Source organism: Micromonospora sp. NPDC047730, assembly GCF_043204765.1.
Taxonomy (GTDB): domain Bacteria; phylum Actinomycetota; class Actinomycetes; order Mycobacteriales; family Micromonosporaceae; genus Micromonospora.
On sequence record NZ_JBIDCU010000005.1, the window covers coordinates 316,897 to 332,716 of the forward strand.

General features: G+C 72.8%; 14 protein-coding genes and 1 tRNA gene. 6 read left to right on the forward strand and 9 right to left on the reverse strand.

The features are described 5' to 3' along the window. Window positions 1-788, forward strand: a 788-nt coding sequence (locus tag ACGF5G_RS15540) for a peptidoglycan DD-metalloendopeptidase family protein (RefSeq protein ID WP_393263123.1), incomplete at its 5' end; no start/stop codon positions are given. Window positions 789-868: 80 nt separating this feature from the next. Here the strand turns inward: ACGF5G_RS15540 and ACGF5G_RS15545 are convergent. From ACGF5G_RS15545 to ACGF5G_RS15565, 5 genes are all read right to left on the reverse strand, one after another. Then, window positions 869-940 (reverse strand) — tRNA-Val (locus ACGF5G_RS15545). A gap of 80 nt (window positions 941-1,020) precedes the next feature. Further along, complete coding sequence (locus ACGF5G_RS15550; protein WP_091104391.1) at window positions 1,021-1,488, reverse strand: peroxiredoxin; 468 nt, start codon at window positions 1,486-1,488, stop codon at window positions 1,021-1,023. Between the two features lie 77 nt (window positions 1,489-1,565). Next, complete coding sequence (locus ACGF5G_RS15555) at window positions 1,566-2,003, reverse strand: DUF3052 domain-containing protein (RefSeq protein WP_357450928.1); 438 nt, start codon at window positions 2,001-2,003, stop codon at window positions 1,566-1,568. Window positions 2,004-2,113: 110 nt separating this feature from the next. Beyond that, the gene (locus ACGF5G_RS15560) at window positions 2,114-4,591 is read right to left on the reverse strand and encodes a transketolase C-terminal domain-containing protein (RefSeq protein WP_393263125.1); all 2,478 of its coding nucleotides are present in this window, start codon (window positions 4,589-4,591) and stop codon (window positions 2,114-2,116) included. A 51-nt stretch (window positions 4,592-4,642) separates the two neighbouring features. Next, window positions 4,643-5,125, reverse strand: coding sequence for a MarR family winged helix-turn-helix transcriptional regulator (locus ACGF5G_RS15565; protein WP_393263127.1), 483 nt, complete (start codon window positions 5,123-5,125; stop codon window positions 4,643-4,645). Window positions 5,126-5,219: 94 nt separating this feature from the next. Here ACGF5G_RS15565 and ACGF5G_RS15570 point away from each other — a divergent pair, with 94 nt between their 5' ends. Beyond that, window positions 5,220-5,804, forward strand: a complete 585-nt coding sequence (locus tag ACGF5G_RS15570; protein ID WP_393263129.1) for an NADPH-dependent FMN reductase — start codon at window positions 5,220-5,222, stop codon at window positions 5,802-5,804. A gap of 58 nt (window positions 5,805-5,862) precedes the next feature. Here ACGF5G_RS15570 and ACGF5G_RS15575 read toward each other — a convergent pair whose 3' ends face one another. After that, on the reverse strand, window positions 5,863-6,267 hold the full coding sequence (locus tag ACGF5G_RS15575) for a YjbQ family protein (RefSeq protein ID WP_393263131.1): 405 nt from the start codon (window positions 6,265-6,267) through the stop codon (window positions 5,863-5,865). 222 nt (window positions 6,268-6,489) lie between these two features. On the opposite strand from ACGF5G_RS15575, the gene aceE reads away from it, so the two are divergent. Beyond that, the gene (aceE, locus tag ACGF5G_RS15580; protein WP_393263133.1) at window positions 6,490-9,228 is read left to right on the forward strand and encodes a pyruvate dehydrogenase (acetyl-transferring), homodimeric type; all 2,739 of its coding nucleotides are present in this window, start codon (window positions 6,490-6,492) and stop codon (window positions 9,226-9,228) included. A gap of 73 nt (window positions 9,229-9,301) precedes the next feature. Here the strand turns inward: aceE and ACGF5G_RS15585 are convergent, their stop codons facing one another. Both ACGF5G_RS15585 and ACGF5G_RS15590 read right to left on the reverse strand, forming a co-directional pair. Next, window positions 9,302-10,003, reverse strand: a complete 702-nt coding sequence (locus ACGF5G_RS15585; protein ID WP_393263135.1) for an MBL fold metallo-hydrolase — start codon at window positions 10,001-10,003, stop codon at window positions 9,302-9,304. 149 nt (window positions 10,004-10,152) lie between these two features. Further along, window positions 10,153-10,602, reverse strand: a complete 450-nt coding sequence (locus ACGF5G_RS15590) for an SRPBCC family protein (protein WP_350707749.1) — start codon at window positions 10,600-10,602, stop codon at window positions 10,153-10,155. A 187-nt stretch (window positions 10,603-10,789) separates the two neighbouring features. On the opposite strand from ACGF5G_RS15590, the gene ACGF5G_RS15595 reads away from it, so the two are divergent. The 3 genes from ACGF5G_RS15595 (at window position 10,790) to gltX (ending at window position 14,890) form a co-directional block, all read left to right on the forward strand. Beyond that, on the forward strand, window positions 10,790-12,121 hold the full coding sequence (locus ACGF5G_RS15595) for a GH1 family beta-glucosidase (RefSeq protein ID WP_393263137.1): 1,332 nt from the start codon (window positions 10,790-10,792) through the stop codon (window positions 12,119-12,121). Next, window positions 12,118-13,395, forward strand: a complete 1,278-nt coding sequence (locus ACGF5G_RS15600) for an MFS transporter (protein WP_393263139.1) — start codon at window positions 12,118-12,120, stop codon at window positions 13,393-13,395. The genes ACGF5G_RS15595 and ACGF5G_RS15600 overlap by 4 nt, the downstream gene beginning before the upstream one ends. Before the next feature lie 85 nt (window positions 13,396-13,480). Further along, window positions 13,481-14,890: a glutamate--tRNA ligase gene (gltX, locus tag ACGF5G_RS15605; RefSeq protein ID WP_393263141.1), complete on the forward strand. Its 1,410-nt coding sequence runs from the start codon at window positions 13,481-13,483 to the stop codon at window positions 14,888-14,890. 76 nt (window positions 14,891-14,966) lie between these two features. Here the strand turns inward: gltX and ACGF5G_RS15610 are convergent, their stop codons facing one another. Further along, entirely contained in the window at window positions 14,967-15,608 is a 642-nt protein-coding gene (locus ACGF5G_RS15610; protein WP_393263142.1) for a copper resistance protein CopC, read from the reverse strand. Window positions 15,609-15,820 lie beyond the last annotated feature (212 nt).

Below are 15,820 nucleotides of genomic sequence, written 5' to 3' on the forward strand. Positions count from 1 at the left end.
GCCCCGGCGACGGCACACAATGGGTCCACTGGGGCATGTCGGGCGACGACTTCGCTGCCCGGGATCGGACCTACTTCGCCCAAGGGCTGCGCCTCGGCACTCTGACGACCGATAACGGGCGGCTCGCCGGAGTGTGGCGTCCGGGGGACGGCACCCAGTGGTGCAGTTGGCGGCGACACGTCGTCGACTTCAAGACCGAGGACGGCGCGTACTTCCAGCAGGGGCTCAGGATTGCGTGCCTTGACCTCGACGAAGATCCGGTTGGCGCCTACCGGTACCCGTGGAAGGGCGGGGTCGCTCACAGAGTTGGACAAGGAAACAACAACCCCGCCGGCTCCCACAATGGCAGCCAATCTTGGGCTTTCGACTTCGACCTGCCCGCAGGCACCGAGATCCGCGCCGCCCGCGAAGGTACCGTCGAGTGGCTCCAGGAGAACCAGACAACGACCTACGACCCCAACCAGCCGACCACTCCGGCCAACACCCCGTTCCCGAACGGGAGCCTGCAGAACTGGGGCAACGCCGTACGGCTCCGCCACGCCGGCGGCTTCACGAGCTGGTACTTCCACATCCAGGCCAACGGTGTGCTCGTGAACGTGGGCGACCAGGTGACGCAGGGGCAGGCAATTGCGCTCTCAGGCAACACGGGCCGATCGACCGCACCGCACCTACACTTCCAGGTGCAGGCCGACTCGACGGACTGGGGCCAGTCCGTGGCGCACACCTTCGGCGCGGGCTGCGAGCAGCCCGCGACCGGGGCGTCCGTGACGTCGGACAACGTCACCTGACCGCCGCCGAGCGCGAGCTGGCCCTCGCCATCAGCGCCTCCGCGCCCCTTCGGGCCGGCGTCGGTCCTGGTGGTGATGGGTGGGCGCGGCAGGTTTCGAACCTGCGACCCCTCGCTTGTAAGGCGAGTGCTCTCCCACTGAGCTACGCGCCCGGAACGCCCGTGCGGCGGGCCGGAGGCTGGCAAGCTTACCCTGCCACCCGCCGGCCCGGTCGTACGGTGTGCCCGGTTGGTCAGGCCGCGACGGCCTCCGCCAGGGCCTTGCGCCAGCCCTGCTGGTCACGGGCCTCGCCCGGCATGTTCATCTCGGCGAAGCGCACCACGCCCGCCTTGTCGATGACGAAGGTGCCCCGGTTGGCGATGCCGGCGACGTCGTTGAAGACGCCGTACGCCTGGGCGACCGCGCCGTGCGGCCAGAAGTCGGCCAGCAGCGGGAACTGGTAGCCCTCCCGGTCGGCCCAGATCTTGTGGGCGTAGACCGAGTCGACGCTGACGGTGAGCACCTGGACGTCGTCGTTGACGTACTCGTTGAGGTTGTCCCGCACCTCGCACAGCTCACCCTGGCAGATGCCGGTGAAGGCGAGCGGGTAGAAGACCAGCAGCACGGTCCGCTTGCCGCGGAAGTCCGAGAGCCGGACCTCCTGGTTGTTCTGGTCCTTGAGCACGAAGTCCGGCGCCTCGGCGCCAACCTCGATCGGCATGCGAACTCCTCAGGATGGGGGTCGGATGGGCACCAGCCTGCCACACCCGGCGGCGCCGCCGGGTGCCACAGAGGCGCCTACTTCTTGCCCTTGGCCCCGCGCCGCAGGACGAGGCGGGCGCCGCTCCAGTCCCGGCCGGCGTTGACGGTCGAGGTCTGCTGGAGGCCGGCGGTGGGCGCGGACTCGGCGATCTCGCTCGGCTCGACGTGCCCCTCGCGCCCGGCCTTGGGCGTGAGCAGCCACACGACACCGTTGTCGGCCAGCGGGCCGAGGGCGTCGACGAGGAGCTCGAAGAGATCACCGTCGCCGTCGCGGTACCAGACCAGCACCGCGTCGACCACCTCGTCGGTGTCCTCGTCGACCAGCTCTCCACAGCGGTCGGTCAGGGCGTCCCGGAGATCCTGGTCGACGTCGTCGTCGTACCCCATCTCCATGACGACCATCCCCGGCTCGATCCCGAACCGGTCCGCCAGGCTGCGTACCCCGTCGGCGGCCTGACCAGCGGTCGCGCTCACTGTCGCGTGCCTCCTCATCTCATCCCTGCTGGCGACGTCGTGCGACGCCGTCAGGCAAGTCCACACAGTTGTGGCTCCCCGCGCAAGTGGCGCACCGGGTGGAACGGAATTTACCGTGCCAGCAGCGTACGGGCACCCTGGGTAATTGCTTCCTCGGAGACCAGAACCTGACGCGCCGCCGGACCTAATGGTACAAACGAGTCAACTCCGGCCACTCGGCGCGCCGCCCCGACATACCCGGCGTCGACCAGGGCGGCGATCACCCCCTCGCCCACCCCGCCGGACCGGCGCGTCTCGTCCACCACCAGCACACGGCCGGTCGCGGCGGCCTCCCGGATGATGTCCGCCACCGGCAGCGGGGCGAGCCAGCGCAGATCCACCACCCGGGCGCCGATCCCCTCGTCGGCGAGGGCCGCCGCCGCACGCAGCGACATCCGCACCCCGTTACCGAACGTGATGATCGTGACGTCCTCGGCGGAGCCGACCCCGTAGACCCGGGCCCGCCCGATCGGCACGTGCCCGCCGGTCCACGCGCCCGGCTCGGCATAGGGGGCCAGCCACTCGCCGTCGCCGTCAGCGTAGAGGTCGCGGGTGTGGTAGAGCGCGATCGGCTCCAGGAAGACGCAGACGCTGCCGTCCACCGCCGCGCTGGCCAGGCAGGTGCGCAACATGGGCGCGGCGTCGTCCGGCCGCGCCGGCACCGCGATCACCAGGCCCGGCACGTCCCGGAGTACGGCCACCGAGTTGTCGTTGTGGAAGTGCCCGCCGAAGCCCTCCTGGTACGCCAGCCCGGCCACCCGCACCACCATCGGGTTGCGGAACGCCCCCTGCGAGAAGAACTGCATGGTCGCCGCCTCGCCGCGCACCTGGTCCTCGGCGTTGTGCAGGTACGCCAGGTACTGGATCTCGGGCACGGGCAGCATCCCGGCCAGCCCGGCGCCGAGCCCGAGCCCGAGGATCGAGGTCTCGTCGAGCAGGGTGTCGAAGACCCGGGCCGCGCCGAACCGGTCCCGCAGCCCCTTGGTCACCCCGTACACGCCGCCCTTGGCCCCGACGTCCTCGCCGAACACGGCCATCTGCGGGTGGTCGAGCATCCCGTCGGCGAGCGCGGCGTTGATGCTCTGCGCCAGGGTCAGCGGGCCGGTCAGCTCGGGCGGCTTGCCGCCGAACGCCTCCGCCCGCGCCCCGGCGCCGGGGCCGCTGGCCCGGGCCGCCGCGTCCGCCACCGCGCGGGCGACCCGCACCGGCCGGCGGGGGGCCAGCGGCGCCACCACCTCGGCCGGGGCGGCGAGCTTCGGCTCGTCCAGCACCTCCTCGGCGATCCGGCGCACCTGCCAGCCGATCTGGTCGTAGCGGGCCAGCAGCTCGTCGCCGGACGCGAAGCCCGCCTCGACCAGCAGCCGCGCGGTGCCGACCAGCGGGTCCCGGTCGAGGTCGGCGGCGATCTCGTCGGCGCCGCGGTACGCGGTCTCGGCGTCCGCGCCGGCGTGCCCCATCAGCCGCACCGTCGACAGGTGCAGCACGGCCGGGCGCCGGTGCCGGCGGACCCAGGCCGCCGCCTCGGCCGCCACCTCGTACGCCCGCACGAGGTCGCCGCCGTCGGCCGCGAAGTAGCGGATGCCCGGCCTTGACCGCAGCGCGGTCTCCACCCACCCCTTCGGCGAGCGGACGCTGATGCCGAGGCCGTTGTCCTCGCAGACGAAGAGCACCGGGATGCGCAGGCCGGTGTGGTCGTACCAGCCGGCGGTGTTGAATGCGGCGGTGGCGCTGGCGTGGTTGACCGAGGCGTCGCCGAACGAGCAGACCACGATGGCGTCGGGCGGCCAGGGGGCGTGCGCCGCTCCACCGCCGCTGCCGACCCGCACCCCCTCCCCGGCGCGCCGGCCGGCCGTGTCCAGCCGGCGCAGGCGTTCCACGGCCAGCCCCATCCCGACGGCGCGGGGCAGGTGCGAGGCGATGGTGGAGGTGGTCGGGACGACGGCCAGGTCGGCGCGGCCGAAGACCTTGTGCCGCCCGCCGGCGACCGGTTCCCGGCTGGAGGCGACCATCCCCCGCAGCACGTCGCGGGCCGCCTCGGCGTACCCAGGGGGGAGCGGCCGGTCCGCGGCGGCCCCGGCGGTCGGCGACGCGTCGGCCGGCTCCTCCGGGCCGGGCCCGGCCGCGCGGCTGGCGTCGTCGTCCGGGGGTGCCGGGTCGGCGTCGGTGGGCGGGTCGGGCCGGTCGGCCGGGTCGGGTCGGGCGGCGGCGGCCTGACCGGCGCGGACGCAGTAGAAGGCGCCCGAGCGGTAGTGCAGCAGCGCCGGGTCGGTGGCGCGCAGGGCGGCGGCGACCGCGGCGTTCGCCTCGTGGCCGGCGGAGCCGATCGTGTAGAACCCCTCGCCGAAGCTGCGCAGCCAGCGCCCCGCCAGGTCGAGCTGGCGGCTGGTCACCTGGGCGTCGAAGAGGTCCAGCACCCGGGCGCCGGTGAGCGTCGCGCCGTCGGTGACCGGCCGCGCCGGGTCACGCGGCTGGTGCGGGGCGGCCAGCGCGGCCAGCGCCTCCCGGAACCGGTCGTCGAGATCTTGCGGGGTGGTCACGTCGGACAGCATTACCGACGAGCGCCCGACTCGCCCACCCGGACACGAACGACGCGGGACGGTTCAGGCGTCGCCGCACGACTCGGGGCAGCCGCCGTCGGAGACCTTCCACACCAGCTCGCGCAGGCTCGCCAGCTCGTCGACGGTGAGCCCGGCGAGCAGTCGGGAGTCCGACATGACCTGCCGCACCCGGGCCCGCACCCGCCGGCCCTCGTCGGTGACCACCAGCGTCTTCTGCCGCCGGTCCGCCTGGTCGGTCCGCCGCTCGACCAGCCCGGCCTGCTCCAGCTTGTCGACCAGGGCGGTCACGTTGGAGCGGTCGCAGCCGAGGACCGTGGCGAGGTCCCGGGCCGGCAGCGGCCGGTCGGGGTCGAGCTCGTGCAGCGCCCGGGCGGCGGCGGGGGTGAGCCCCAGCGCGGCGACCTCCACGTCCTGGTGGTGCCGCATCGCGGAGGCGACGTGCATGATCCGGCGCACCACGTCGCCGGCCAGCTCGGGGCGGTCGCCCGGAGCGGGTCGGGTGGAGAGGTCGGTGTGCTGCGCCATGCCTCACATCCTACTTGCGGTTCAATAGTTGAGTAGCTCTACTATTGACCAGCTCACGCAAATCGCGATGGGCACCCGACGGAGGAGTTCCCGCATGTCCGACCTCTCGGTCCTCGCCATCTCCGGCAGCCTGCGCGACGCGTCGTTCAACACGGCGCTGATCCGGGCCGCGCAGCGCCTCGCCCCCGAGGGCATGACCATCCAGCGGTACGAGCACCTCGCCGCCATCCCGCCCTTCAGCGAGGACGTCGAGCCCGAGCCGCCCGCGCCCGTGGTGGACCTGCGGGAGCGGATCGCGGCGGCGGACGCGCTGCTCATCGCCACCCCGGAGTACAACTACGGCGTGCCGGGCGTGCTCAAGAACGCGCTCGACTGGGCGTCCCGGCCGAGCTTCCCGATCACCTCGTGGGTGTCGCCCCTGGCGCACAAGCCGGTGGCCATCATGGGCGCGGCGCCGACCGGCATGGGCACCGTACGGGCCCAGCTCCAGCTCCGGCAGCTCTTCCTCTGGACCGACTCGGCCGTGCTGAGCAAGCCGGAGATCATCGTGACGAACGCGCACGAGAAGCTGGCCCTCGACGGCACCGTCAAGGACGAGACCACCGAGGCGCTGCTCCGCGGCCTGCTCGACGCGCTGGTCACCCGCGTCCGCGTCACCCAACTCGCCACCGCCGCCTGACCGGCGGCGCGGAAGGCCCGCCCGGCACCGCGCCTGCCCCGATGCGGGGCGGGGACGGTCAGCCGGGGAGGAAGGAGAACCGGACGCTCCGGGTGGGGTTGTCGCCGTTGGGGTCGACCAGGCAGAGCGACTGCCAGGTGCCCAGCGCCAACCGCCCGTCGACCACGGGCAGCGTCGCGTACGGGGGGACGAACGCCGGCAGCACGTGGTCGCGCCCGTGGCCGGGCGAGCCGTGCCGGTGCCGCCAGCGGTCGTCCGTGGGCAGCAGGTCGTCGAGCGCGGTGAGCAGGTCGTCGTCGGAGCCCGAGCCGGTCTCGATGAGCGCCAGCCCGGCCGTGGCGTGCGGCACGAAGACGTGCAGCAGGCCGTCGCCCTGACCGGCGACGAACCGCTCGGCCTCCGCCGTGATGTCCCGGACGGCCGGCCGGGACCCGGTCTGGACCGTGATCACCTCACTGCGCATACGACGCATTCTGCCCGAGGGGGTGACCAACCGCCGCCCGAGTCCCCGCCACCGGACCGGACATGGACGGACGGATCGACTGGTGGATCGCCGGTCGCAGAAAGTTACTGGCGGGTACCTGTGTTCAGCGTCGCGTCTCGGGGCGGTGGGCGTGACGGCGGGTGCCACCAGGGGGCAGGATGACGCTAGAGACCTATCCCACACAGAACCGAGGGAACGCCTGTGGCTACGGAACGCAAGCGCCCGGTGATCACCGCTGGTCTGCCGAGCCAGCTTCCGGACATCGACCCTGAAGAGACCAGCGAATGGGTCGAGTCGCTCGATGGTGTCATCGACGAGCGCGGAACCAAGCGCGCCCGCTATGTCATGCTGCGCCTGCTGGAGCGGGCCCGCGAGCGCCAGGTCGGGGTGCCGTCGCTGACCACCACCGACTACATCAACACCATCCCCCCGGAGCGCGAGCCGTGGTTCCCGGGTGACGAGCACGTGGAGCGGCGGATCCGGGCGTACGTCCGGTGGAACGCGGCCATGCTCGTGCACCGGGCGCAGCGCCCCGAGATCGGCGTCGGCGGGCACATCTCCACCTTCGCCAGCTCCGCCTCCCTCTACGAGGTGGGCTTCAACCACTTCTTCCGGGGCAAGAACCACCCGGGCGGCGGCGACCACATCTTCTACCAGGGCCACGCCTCCCCCGGCATGTACGCGCGGGCGTTCCTCGAGGGGCGGCTGACCGAGCACCAGCTCGACGGCTTCCGCCAGGAGCTCTCCCACCCGGGTGGCGGCCTGCCGTCGTACCCGCACCCGCGGCTGATGCCGGACTTCTGGGAGTTCCCCACGGTCTCCATGGGCCTGGGCGGGCTGAACGCGATCTACCAGGCGCGGTTCAACCGCTACCTGCACCACCGGGGCATCAAGGACACCTCGGACCAGCACGTATGGGCGTACCTGGGCGACGGCGAGATGGACGAGCCGGAGACGCTCGGCGCGATCGGCGTGGCCGCCCGCGAGGAGCTGGACAACCTCACCTTCGTGATCAACTGCAACCTCCAGCGGCTCGACGGTCCGGTGCGGGGCAACGGCAAGGTCATGCAGGAGCTGGAGGCGTTCTTCCGGGGCGCCGGCTGGAACGTCATCAAGGTGGTCTGGGGCCGCGAGTGGGACCCGCTGCTGGCGGCGGACACCGACGGCGCGCTGGTCAACCTGATGAACACCACGCCCGACGGCGACTACCAGACCTACAAGGCGGAGTCCGGGGCGTACGTCCGGGAGCACTTCTTCGGCCGCGACCCGCGGACCCGCAAGATGGTCGAGGACCTCAGCGACGACGAGATCTGGAACCTCAAGCGGGGCGGGCACGACTACCGCAAGCTCTACGCGGCCTACAAGGCGGCGATGGAGCACACCGGCCAGCCGACCGTGATCCTGGCCAAGACGATCAAGGGCTGGACGCTGGGCTCGCACTTCGAGGCCCGCAACGCCACGCACCAGATGAAGAAGCTGACGCTGGAGGACCTGAAGACCTTCCGCGACCGGCTCTACCTGGACATCCCGGACAAGGTGCTGGAGGACAACCCCTACCTCCCGCCGTACTACAACCCGGGCGAGAAGTCCGACGAGATCGCCTACCTCAAGGAGCGGCGCCAGCAGCTCGGCGGCTACCTGCCGTCCCGGCGGCCGGGGAGCAAGCGGCTGGCCATCCCGGGCCCGGAGCGCTTCGCCGACGTCAAGCGCGGCTCGGGCAAGCAGAAGGTGGCCACCACCATGGCCTTCGTCCGTCTGCTCAAGGACGTGATGAAGGACAAGGAGTTCGGCAAGCGCTGGGTGCCGATCGTCCCGGACGAGGCCCGCACCTTCGGCATGGACTCGCTCTTCCCCACGCAGAAGATCTACTCGCCGCACGGCCAGCGCTACACCTCCGTCGACCGGGAGCTGTTCCTGTCGTACAAGGAGGCCATCGGCGGGCAGATCCTGCACGAGGGCATCAACGAGGCCGGCTCGGTCGCCTCGTTCACCGCGGCGGGCTCGTCGTACGCGACGCACGACGAGCCGATGATCCCGATGTACATCTTCTACTCGATGTTCGGGTTCCAGCGCACCGCCGACGGGCTGTGGGCCGCCGCCGACCAGATGGCCCGGGGCTTCCTGCTCGGCGCCACCGCCGGCCGCACCACGCTCAACGGTGAGGGGCTCCAGCACGAGGACGGCCACTCGCACCTGATCGCCGCCACCAACCCGGCGGTGGTCGCGTACGACCCGGCGTTCGCCTTCGAGATCGCGCACATCCTCGAAAACGGCCTGCACCGGATGTACGGCGACGCCCAGGAGAACGTCTTCTACTACCTGACGGTCTACAACGAGCCGATCCTGCAGCCGGCCGAGCCGGCGGGCGTGGACGTCGAGGGGATCCTCAAGGGCATCTACCGCTACGCTCCGGCCCCCCAGGTCGACGGCCCGAAGGCGAACATCCTCGCCTCCGGCACGGGCATGCAGTGGGCGCTCAAGGCGCAGCAGCTGCTCGCCCAGGACTGGGGCGTGGCCGCCGACGTCTGGTCGGTGACCTCCTGGACGGAGCTGCGCCGCGACGCGGTGGAGTGCGAGGAGCACAACCTGCTCAACCCGGGCGCGGAGCAGCGGGTGCCGTACGTGGCGCGGAAGCTGGCCGACGCCGACGGGCCGAAGGTCGCGGTCAGCGACTGGATGCGCGCGGTGCCGGACCTGATCGCCCGCTGGGTGCCCGGGGACTACACCTCGCTCGGCACGGACGGGTTCGGCATGTCCGACACCCGGCACGCCCTGCGCCGGCACTTCCACGTCGACGCCGAGTCCGTGGCGGTGGCGACGCTGCGGCAGCTCGCCCTGCGCGGCGTGGTGCCGGCGAACGTCCCCGCCGAGGCGGCCAAGAAGTACGCCATCGAGGACGTCAACGCCGCCCCGGTCGGCGAGACCGGCGGCGACAGCTAGGTCGCGCCCCGGACTGGCGGGTGCGGGCCCGGCACGGTGGACACCGTGTCGGGCCCTTCGTCGTACGCGGCGGTCAGCCCTCCGCGAGGGTCGCGGCGGTGGCCCGCAGCCGGTCGCCGGCGCCGGTCAGCACCGGCTCGCCGTGCCCGAAACAGGCCACGTCGGAGTCGAGCGCGGCGAGCCGACGGAACGCCGCGGCGGTGCGGGCCCGGTCGAGGTGGAACACCCCGAAGATGACCTCACCGCCGTACTCGGCGGCCACGTCGCCGGTGAACAGGATGCGGTGGCGGGGCAGGTAAACCGCGATGCTGCCGTCGGTGTGCCCGGGCACGGCGAGCACCTGCGCGCCGTCGCCGAAGTCCAGCACGTCGCCGTCGGAGACCTCCCGGTCCACCCGCACCGGCGGGGCCGGCGGGAGCCCGGCGGCGACCTGGGCGTGCAGGCCGCGTTCGAAGTCGGTGAAGTTGGGCGGCGGGCCGGGCCGCTCGCCGCGCAGCACCGGCGCCTCCCGGGCGTGCGCGACGACCTCCACGCCACCCCACGCGGCCACCTCCGCCGCCGCCCCGGCATGGTCGTCGTGGAAGTGGGTGAGCACCAGTCGGCGCAGGTCGGTCGGGGCGAGTCCGAGGCCGCGCAGGGCCGCCTCGATCGCCGGCCCGGACCCGGCGGGACCGGCGTCGACGAGGGTCGCGCCGTCGTCGTCGGCCCAGAGGTAGGCCTGGTAGCGGCCGAGGGGGATCCGGTGCAGGCGGGGACGGAGCCGTTCGCTGCTCATCCTCCCAGCGTAGGCAGCGGGGGCCGCCGTTCCGACGATCATCTGCCGTCGGCAGAACGCCGGGTGACGCGGAGCCGGTGATGGCCCGGAGTCCCTGGCGGGGACACCGGGCCACCATCGTCGCGCGGGCGACGCCAGGACCGGCCCGGTCAGCCGACGGCGGCCAGGTCGGTCAGCCGGGCGAGCGAGTCCTCCAGGTCGGCGCCGACCCTGCGCAGGCCGAGGCGGAGCAGGGCGGCCTTGACCGGACCGGCGGGCCACCGGACGACGATGAGCCGCACGATCGTCCCGCCCTCCTCCTCGTCGTCGGCGGTGAGCTGGACGTAGATTTCGGTGCGCGCCTCCGCCCGGGCACCGGCGCCCTTGGCGCGTTCGCGCCAGCCGATCAGGGTCGGCTCCTGGTAGGCGATCACCTCGGCCTCATGCGCCGCGCCACGGCCGGCCTGGACCAGTTGTCGCCGCCCGAAGCCCTCTCCCGAGAGCACCTCGGCCGCACGGACCCCCGCCAGCCAGGCCGGCAACTGCTCGGCCCGCTGCACGACGTTCCAGACCGCTTCCACTGGCGCCATCACGTGCGCACTGCGTTCCACGAGGATCATTTCCGTCTTTCCTCCAGTGAGGACATCCCACGATATCGGCACTCTATGCGCAAATTCGGACTTACCTGGACGGGTTCGGAAAAAGACACGCCGAAATCCATTGCGCTGCGGCGTCGTACGGCCTATGGCGCATCGCCCGGCCGGCCCCTAGAGTCGCGAGCACGATTCACGTACGACGGGAGGGCGCATGTCGACCGCAGCGATGCCCGAGTTCCCCGCCGGATTCCGCTGGGGAGTGTCCACCTCCGCCTACCAGATCGAGGGCGGCGTCGGCGAGGACGGGCGCGGCCCGTCCATCTGGGACACCTTCGCCCACGACCCCGGCCGCGTCGCCGACGGCAGCACCGGCGACGTGGCCTGCGACCACTACCACCGGCACGCGGAGGACGTCGCGCTGCTGGCCGGGCTGGGCGTCTCGGCGTACCGCTTCTCCGTCGCCTGGCCCCGGGTGCGGCCCACGGGCGACGGTCCGGTCAACGCCGCCGGGCTGGACTTCTACGACCGGCTGGTCGACGACCTGCTGGCCCACGACATCGACCCGGTCGCCACCCTCTTCCACTGGGACCTGCCCCAGCCCGTGGAGGACGCCGGCGGCTGGCTCGCCCGGGACACCGCCCACCGGTTCGCCGAGTACGCCGACGCCACCGCCGCCCGCCTCGGCGACCGGGTGAAGCTCTGGATCACCCTCAACGAGCCGTTCATCCACCTGAGCCTCGGCCACGGCACGGGCGAGCACGCCCCCGGACGGACGCTGCTCCTCGACGCGTTCCCGGTCGCCCACCACCAGCTCCTCGGGCACGGCCTCGCCGTCGCGGCGCTGCGGGCACGCACCACGAGCCCGGTCGCCATCGCCAACAACTACTCGCCCGTGCGGCCGGCCGGCGACAGCGACGCCGACCGGGCGGCGGGCGCGGCGTACGAGGCGTTGCACAACCGGCTCTTCACCGACCCGCTGCTCGGCCGCGGCTACCCGGTCGGGCTCGGCTTCGACGAGACCGTGGTGCGCGACGGCGACCTGGCCGTCGTCGCCGCCCCGATCGACGTGCTCGGGGTCAACTACTACAACCCGACCGGCGTACGTGCCCCGGGCGAGGGCTCGCCGCTGCCGTTCGAGCTGGTGCCGCTGGACGGGTACCCGCGCACCGCGTTCGACTGGCCGGTCGCCCCCGACGGGCTGCGCGAGCTGCTCGGCTGGCTGCACCGCACGTACGGCGACGACCTGCCGCCGATCCAGGTCACCGAGAGCGGCTGCGCGTACGACGACGTGCCCGACGCCGACGGCCGGGTGCACGACCCGGAACGGATCGCGTACCTCGACGGGCACCTGCGCGCGGTGCGCGCCGCGATGGACGAGGGCGTGGACGTGACCGGCTACTTCGTCTGGTCCCTACTGGACAACTGGGAGTGGACGGAGGGCTTCACCAAGCGCTTCGGCCTGGTGCACGTCGACTTCGACACGCAGGCCCGTACGCCCAAGTCCTCGTACGCCTGGTTCCGCGACCTGATCAGCCGGCCGTGACCACCGTCGACCCGACGCCCGGGTCGCTGCCGGCGGCGCTCGCCGAACCGACCGTGCCGGTCCGCCGGAGCTGGGTCGCGCTGGTCTTCGCCGCGAACCTCGGGGTCTGGATGGCGTTCTTCACGCCGATCCAGGTGCTGCTGCCGCAGCAGGTGGAACGGATCGCACCGGCCGACAAGGAGGGCATGCTCGCCGTGGTCACCGGGTTCGGCGCGCTCGCCGCGGTGCTCGCGAACCCCCTCGCCGGGGCGCTGTCGGACCGGACCTGCCCGCGGCTGGCCGGGCGGGAGTTCGGCCGCCGGCACGTCTGGACCGCCGGCGGCGCGGTGCTCGGCGCGGCGGCCCTGGTGCTGCTGGCCCAGCAACGCACCGTCGCCGGGGTCGCGCTCGGCTGGGTCGCGGCCCAGGTCTGCTTCAACGCGATGCTGGCCAGCCTGACCGCCGCCGTGCCGGACCGGGTGCCCGTCGCCCAGCGGGGCGGTGTCTCCGGCTGGGTCGGCATCCCCCAGGCGCTGGGGCTGGTGCTCGGGGTGGTGCTGGTCACCGCCCTGGTCACCGGCACCGCCGCCGGCTACCTGGCGGTGGCGGCGGCGATGCTGCTGCTGTCCCTGCCGTTCGCGCTGCTCACCGCCGACGACCCGCTGCCCCGGGCGCACCGCCCGGCGCTGCGACCGCGCGCCCTGCTCGCCGCGATGTGGGTCTCGCCCCGTCGCCACCCCGACTTCGGCTGGGCCTGGATCACCCGGTTCCTGGTCCAGCTCGGCAACGCGCTCGGCACGCTCTACCTGCTCTACTTCCTCACCGACGAGGTGCGCCACGCCGACCCCGAGGGCGGCCTGCTGGTGCTGATCCTGCTCTACACCGCCGGCCTGGCGGGCACCGCCGTGGTGGCCGGCCGACTGTCGGACCGGACCGGCCGGCGGAAGGTCTTCGTGATCACCGCCGGCGGGATCATGGCGGTCGCCGCGCTGCTGCTCGCCGTCGCCCCGGTCTGGCCGGTCGCGGTGGCCGCCGCGCTGCTGCTGGGCGCCGGCTACGGGGTCTACCTGTCGGTCGACGCCGCGCTCATCACCCAGGTGCTGCCGGCCGCCGCGGACCGGGCCAAGGACCTCGGCGTCATCAACATCGCCAACTCCGCCCCGCAGGTGCTCGGGCCGGCCATCTCCGCCCCACTCGTGGTGCACCTCGGCGGCTACCCCGCGCTCTACGCGGTCACCGCCGCGGTCACCGTGCTGGGCAGCGTCCTGGTGCTGAAGATCCGCTCGGTGCCCTGAGGTGCAAGGAAGGGCCCCTTGCAATCGCCTGGCGATTGCAAGGGGCCCTTCCAAACTCGGTCGCGGGCCGCCGTAGGCTGGGGGCGTGACGGTACGTGTACGCTTCGCCCCTTCCCCGACCGGTATGTTCCACGTCGGCGGCGCCCGCTCCGCGCTGCAGAACTGGATCTACGCCAAGCAGCAGGGCGGGGTGTTCGTGCTCCGCATCGAGGACACCGACGCGGCGCGCAACAAGCCGGAGTGGACCGAGGGCATCCTCTCGGCGCTGGACTGGATCGGCATTGAGCGCGGCAGCTACGAGGGCCCCTACTTCCAGTCCCAGTACGCCGACGAGCACCGGGCCGCCGCCGCGCGGCTGTACGAGTCGGGCCGGGCGTACTACTGCGACTGCACCCGGGAGGCCGTGCAGGCCCGCACCGGCTCGCAGTACCAGGGCTACGACGGCTTCTGCCGCGACCGCGGCCTGACACCCGGCGAGGGCCGCGCCCTGCGCTTCCGCACGCCCGACGAGGGCGCGACCGTGGTGGTCGACCTGATCCGCGGCGAGCCGACGTTCGAGAACAAGCTGATCGAGGACTTCGTCATCGCCCGGGGCGACGGCTCGCCGGTGTTCCTGCTGGCCAACGTGGTCGACGACATGACCATGGGGATCACCCACGTGATCCGGGCCGAGGAGCACCTGCCCAACACGCCGAAGCAGCAGCTGCTCTGGGACGCCCTCGGCGTCAAGCCGCCGGTCTGGGCGCACGTGCCGGTGGTGGTCAACGAGAAGCGGCAGAAGCTCTCCAAGCGGCGGGACAAGGTGGCCCTGGAGGCGTACCGGGACGAGGGCTACCTCGCCGCGGCGATGCGCAACTACCTGATGCTGCTCGGCTGGGCGCCCTCCGGCGACCGGGAGATCGTCCCGTGGTCGGTGATCGAGGAGGAGTTCCGGCTGGCGGAGGTCAACCCCTCGCCGGCGTTCTTCGACGAGAAGAAGCTGCGCGCGTTCAACGGCGAGTACATCCGGGCGCTGCCGGTTGAGGAGTTCGTCGAGGCCTGCCGGCCGTGGCTGACCGGCACCGGCACGATCGCCCCGCCGCCGTGGCAGCCGGAGGAGTTCGACGCGGACGCCTTCACGGCCGTGGCCCCGCTGGCGCAGACCCGGATCGCGGTGCTCAGCGAGATCGTGCCGAACGTCGACTTCCTCTTCCTCGCCGCACCGCTGGTCGACGAGGCCGCCTGGGCCAAGGCGATGAAGGAGGGCTCGGCGGAGCTGCTGGACGCCGCCACGGCGGCCTTCGAGGGGCTGGAGTCCTGGGACGCGGAGACGCTGAAGTCGACGCTGGAGGCGGTCGGCGCCGAGCGCGGCCTCAAGCTCGGCAAGGCCCAGGCGCCGGTGCGCGTCGCGGTCACCGGCCGCACGGTCGGGCTGCCGCTGTTCGAGTCGCTGGAGGTGCTCGGCCGCGAGCGCACCCTGAGCCGGCTGCGGGCCGCCCGGGTCCGCCTCGTCTGACGTCGGCAGCCGTACCGTCAGCGCCCGGGCCGGTCCGACCGACCCGGGCGCTGGCCTGTCGGGCCGGCGGTGACGGTCAGCGGCGGGCGGAGCGGCGGCGGAGCAGCAGGCCCGCCGCGAGGGCGGCCAGCGCCACGGCGCCGCCGAGCGCCCACAGCCAGCCCCGCCCCGCCGCGCCGTCGCTCCGCCCGGCCGTCGGCACCGCAGCCGCCGTCGCGCCGCCACCCGTCGGGACGGGCGCGGCCGAGGTCGGCGCCGCGGAGCCGGTCGGCGACGGTACGGCCGACGCCGGCGCGGTCGGACCGGTCGACGGGGGCGGTTCGGCGGGGGTGCCGGTGGTGAGGGTGAACCGCACCTCGCCGGAGACCGGGTGCCCGTCGCTGGACGCCAACCGGTAGCCGACGACGTACAGCCCCGCCCTGCCGGGGGTGAACGGGATGCTCACCCGGGAGCCGGAGAAGGTCGGCGGGCCGCCCGACGCGACCACGTTGTCCGGCCCGGTGACTGTGATCTTCGTCGTGCCCGGGTCCGGCTTGGCCAGGAACCGGAGTTCGATCCGGGTCGGCGCCTCGGCCACCCGGGCACCGTTGCGCGGATCGCTGCCGGTCAGCGAGTTGTGCGCGGCGGCCGGCGCGGCCGGCAGCGCCAGCGACACACCGAGCGCCACGCCGACCACCACTGGCCAGGTACGCGCCGCACGTGGGACCCTGCCCCCCATGAACCCCTCCGTAAAGGTACGATCCGCCCGCTGATCATCGGCTACCGCTCATTTGTCGGGCCCAGATCGCAGATAGTTCCAATTACTGTTCCACGAGCTGCAACCGATCGACGTTCTGCGGAGTCTTGAGAGTGGGCACCCGATGTGTGCGGGTTCGGTCACTCCGTCGGCCAGGCAACGCGTGACCTGCAGCAAGCCATCCATCGAACGGG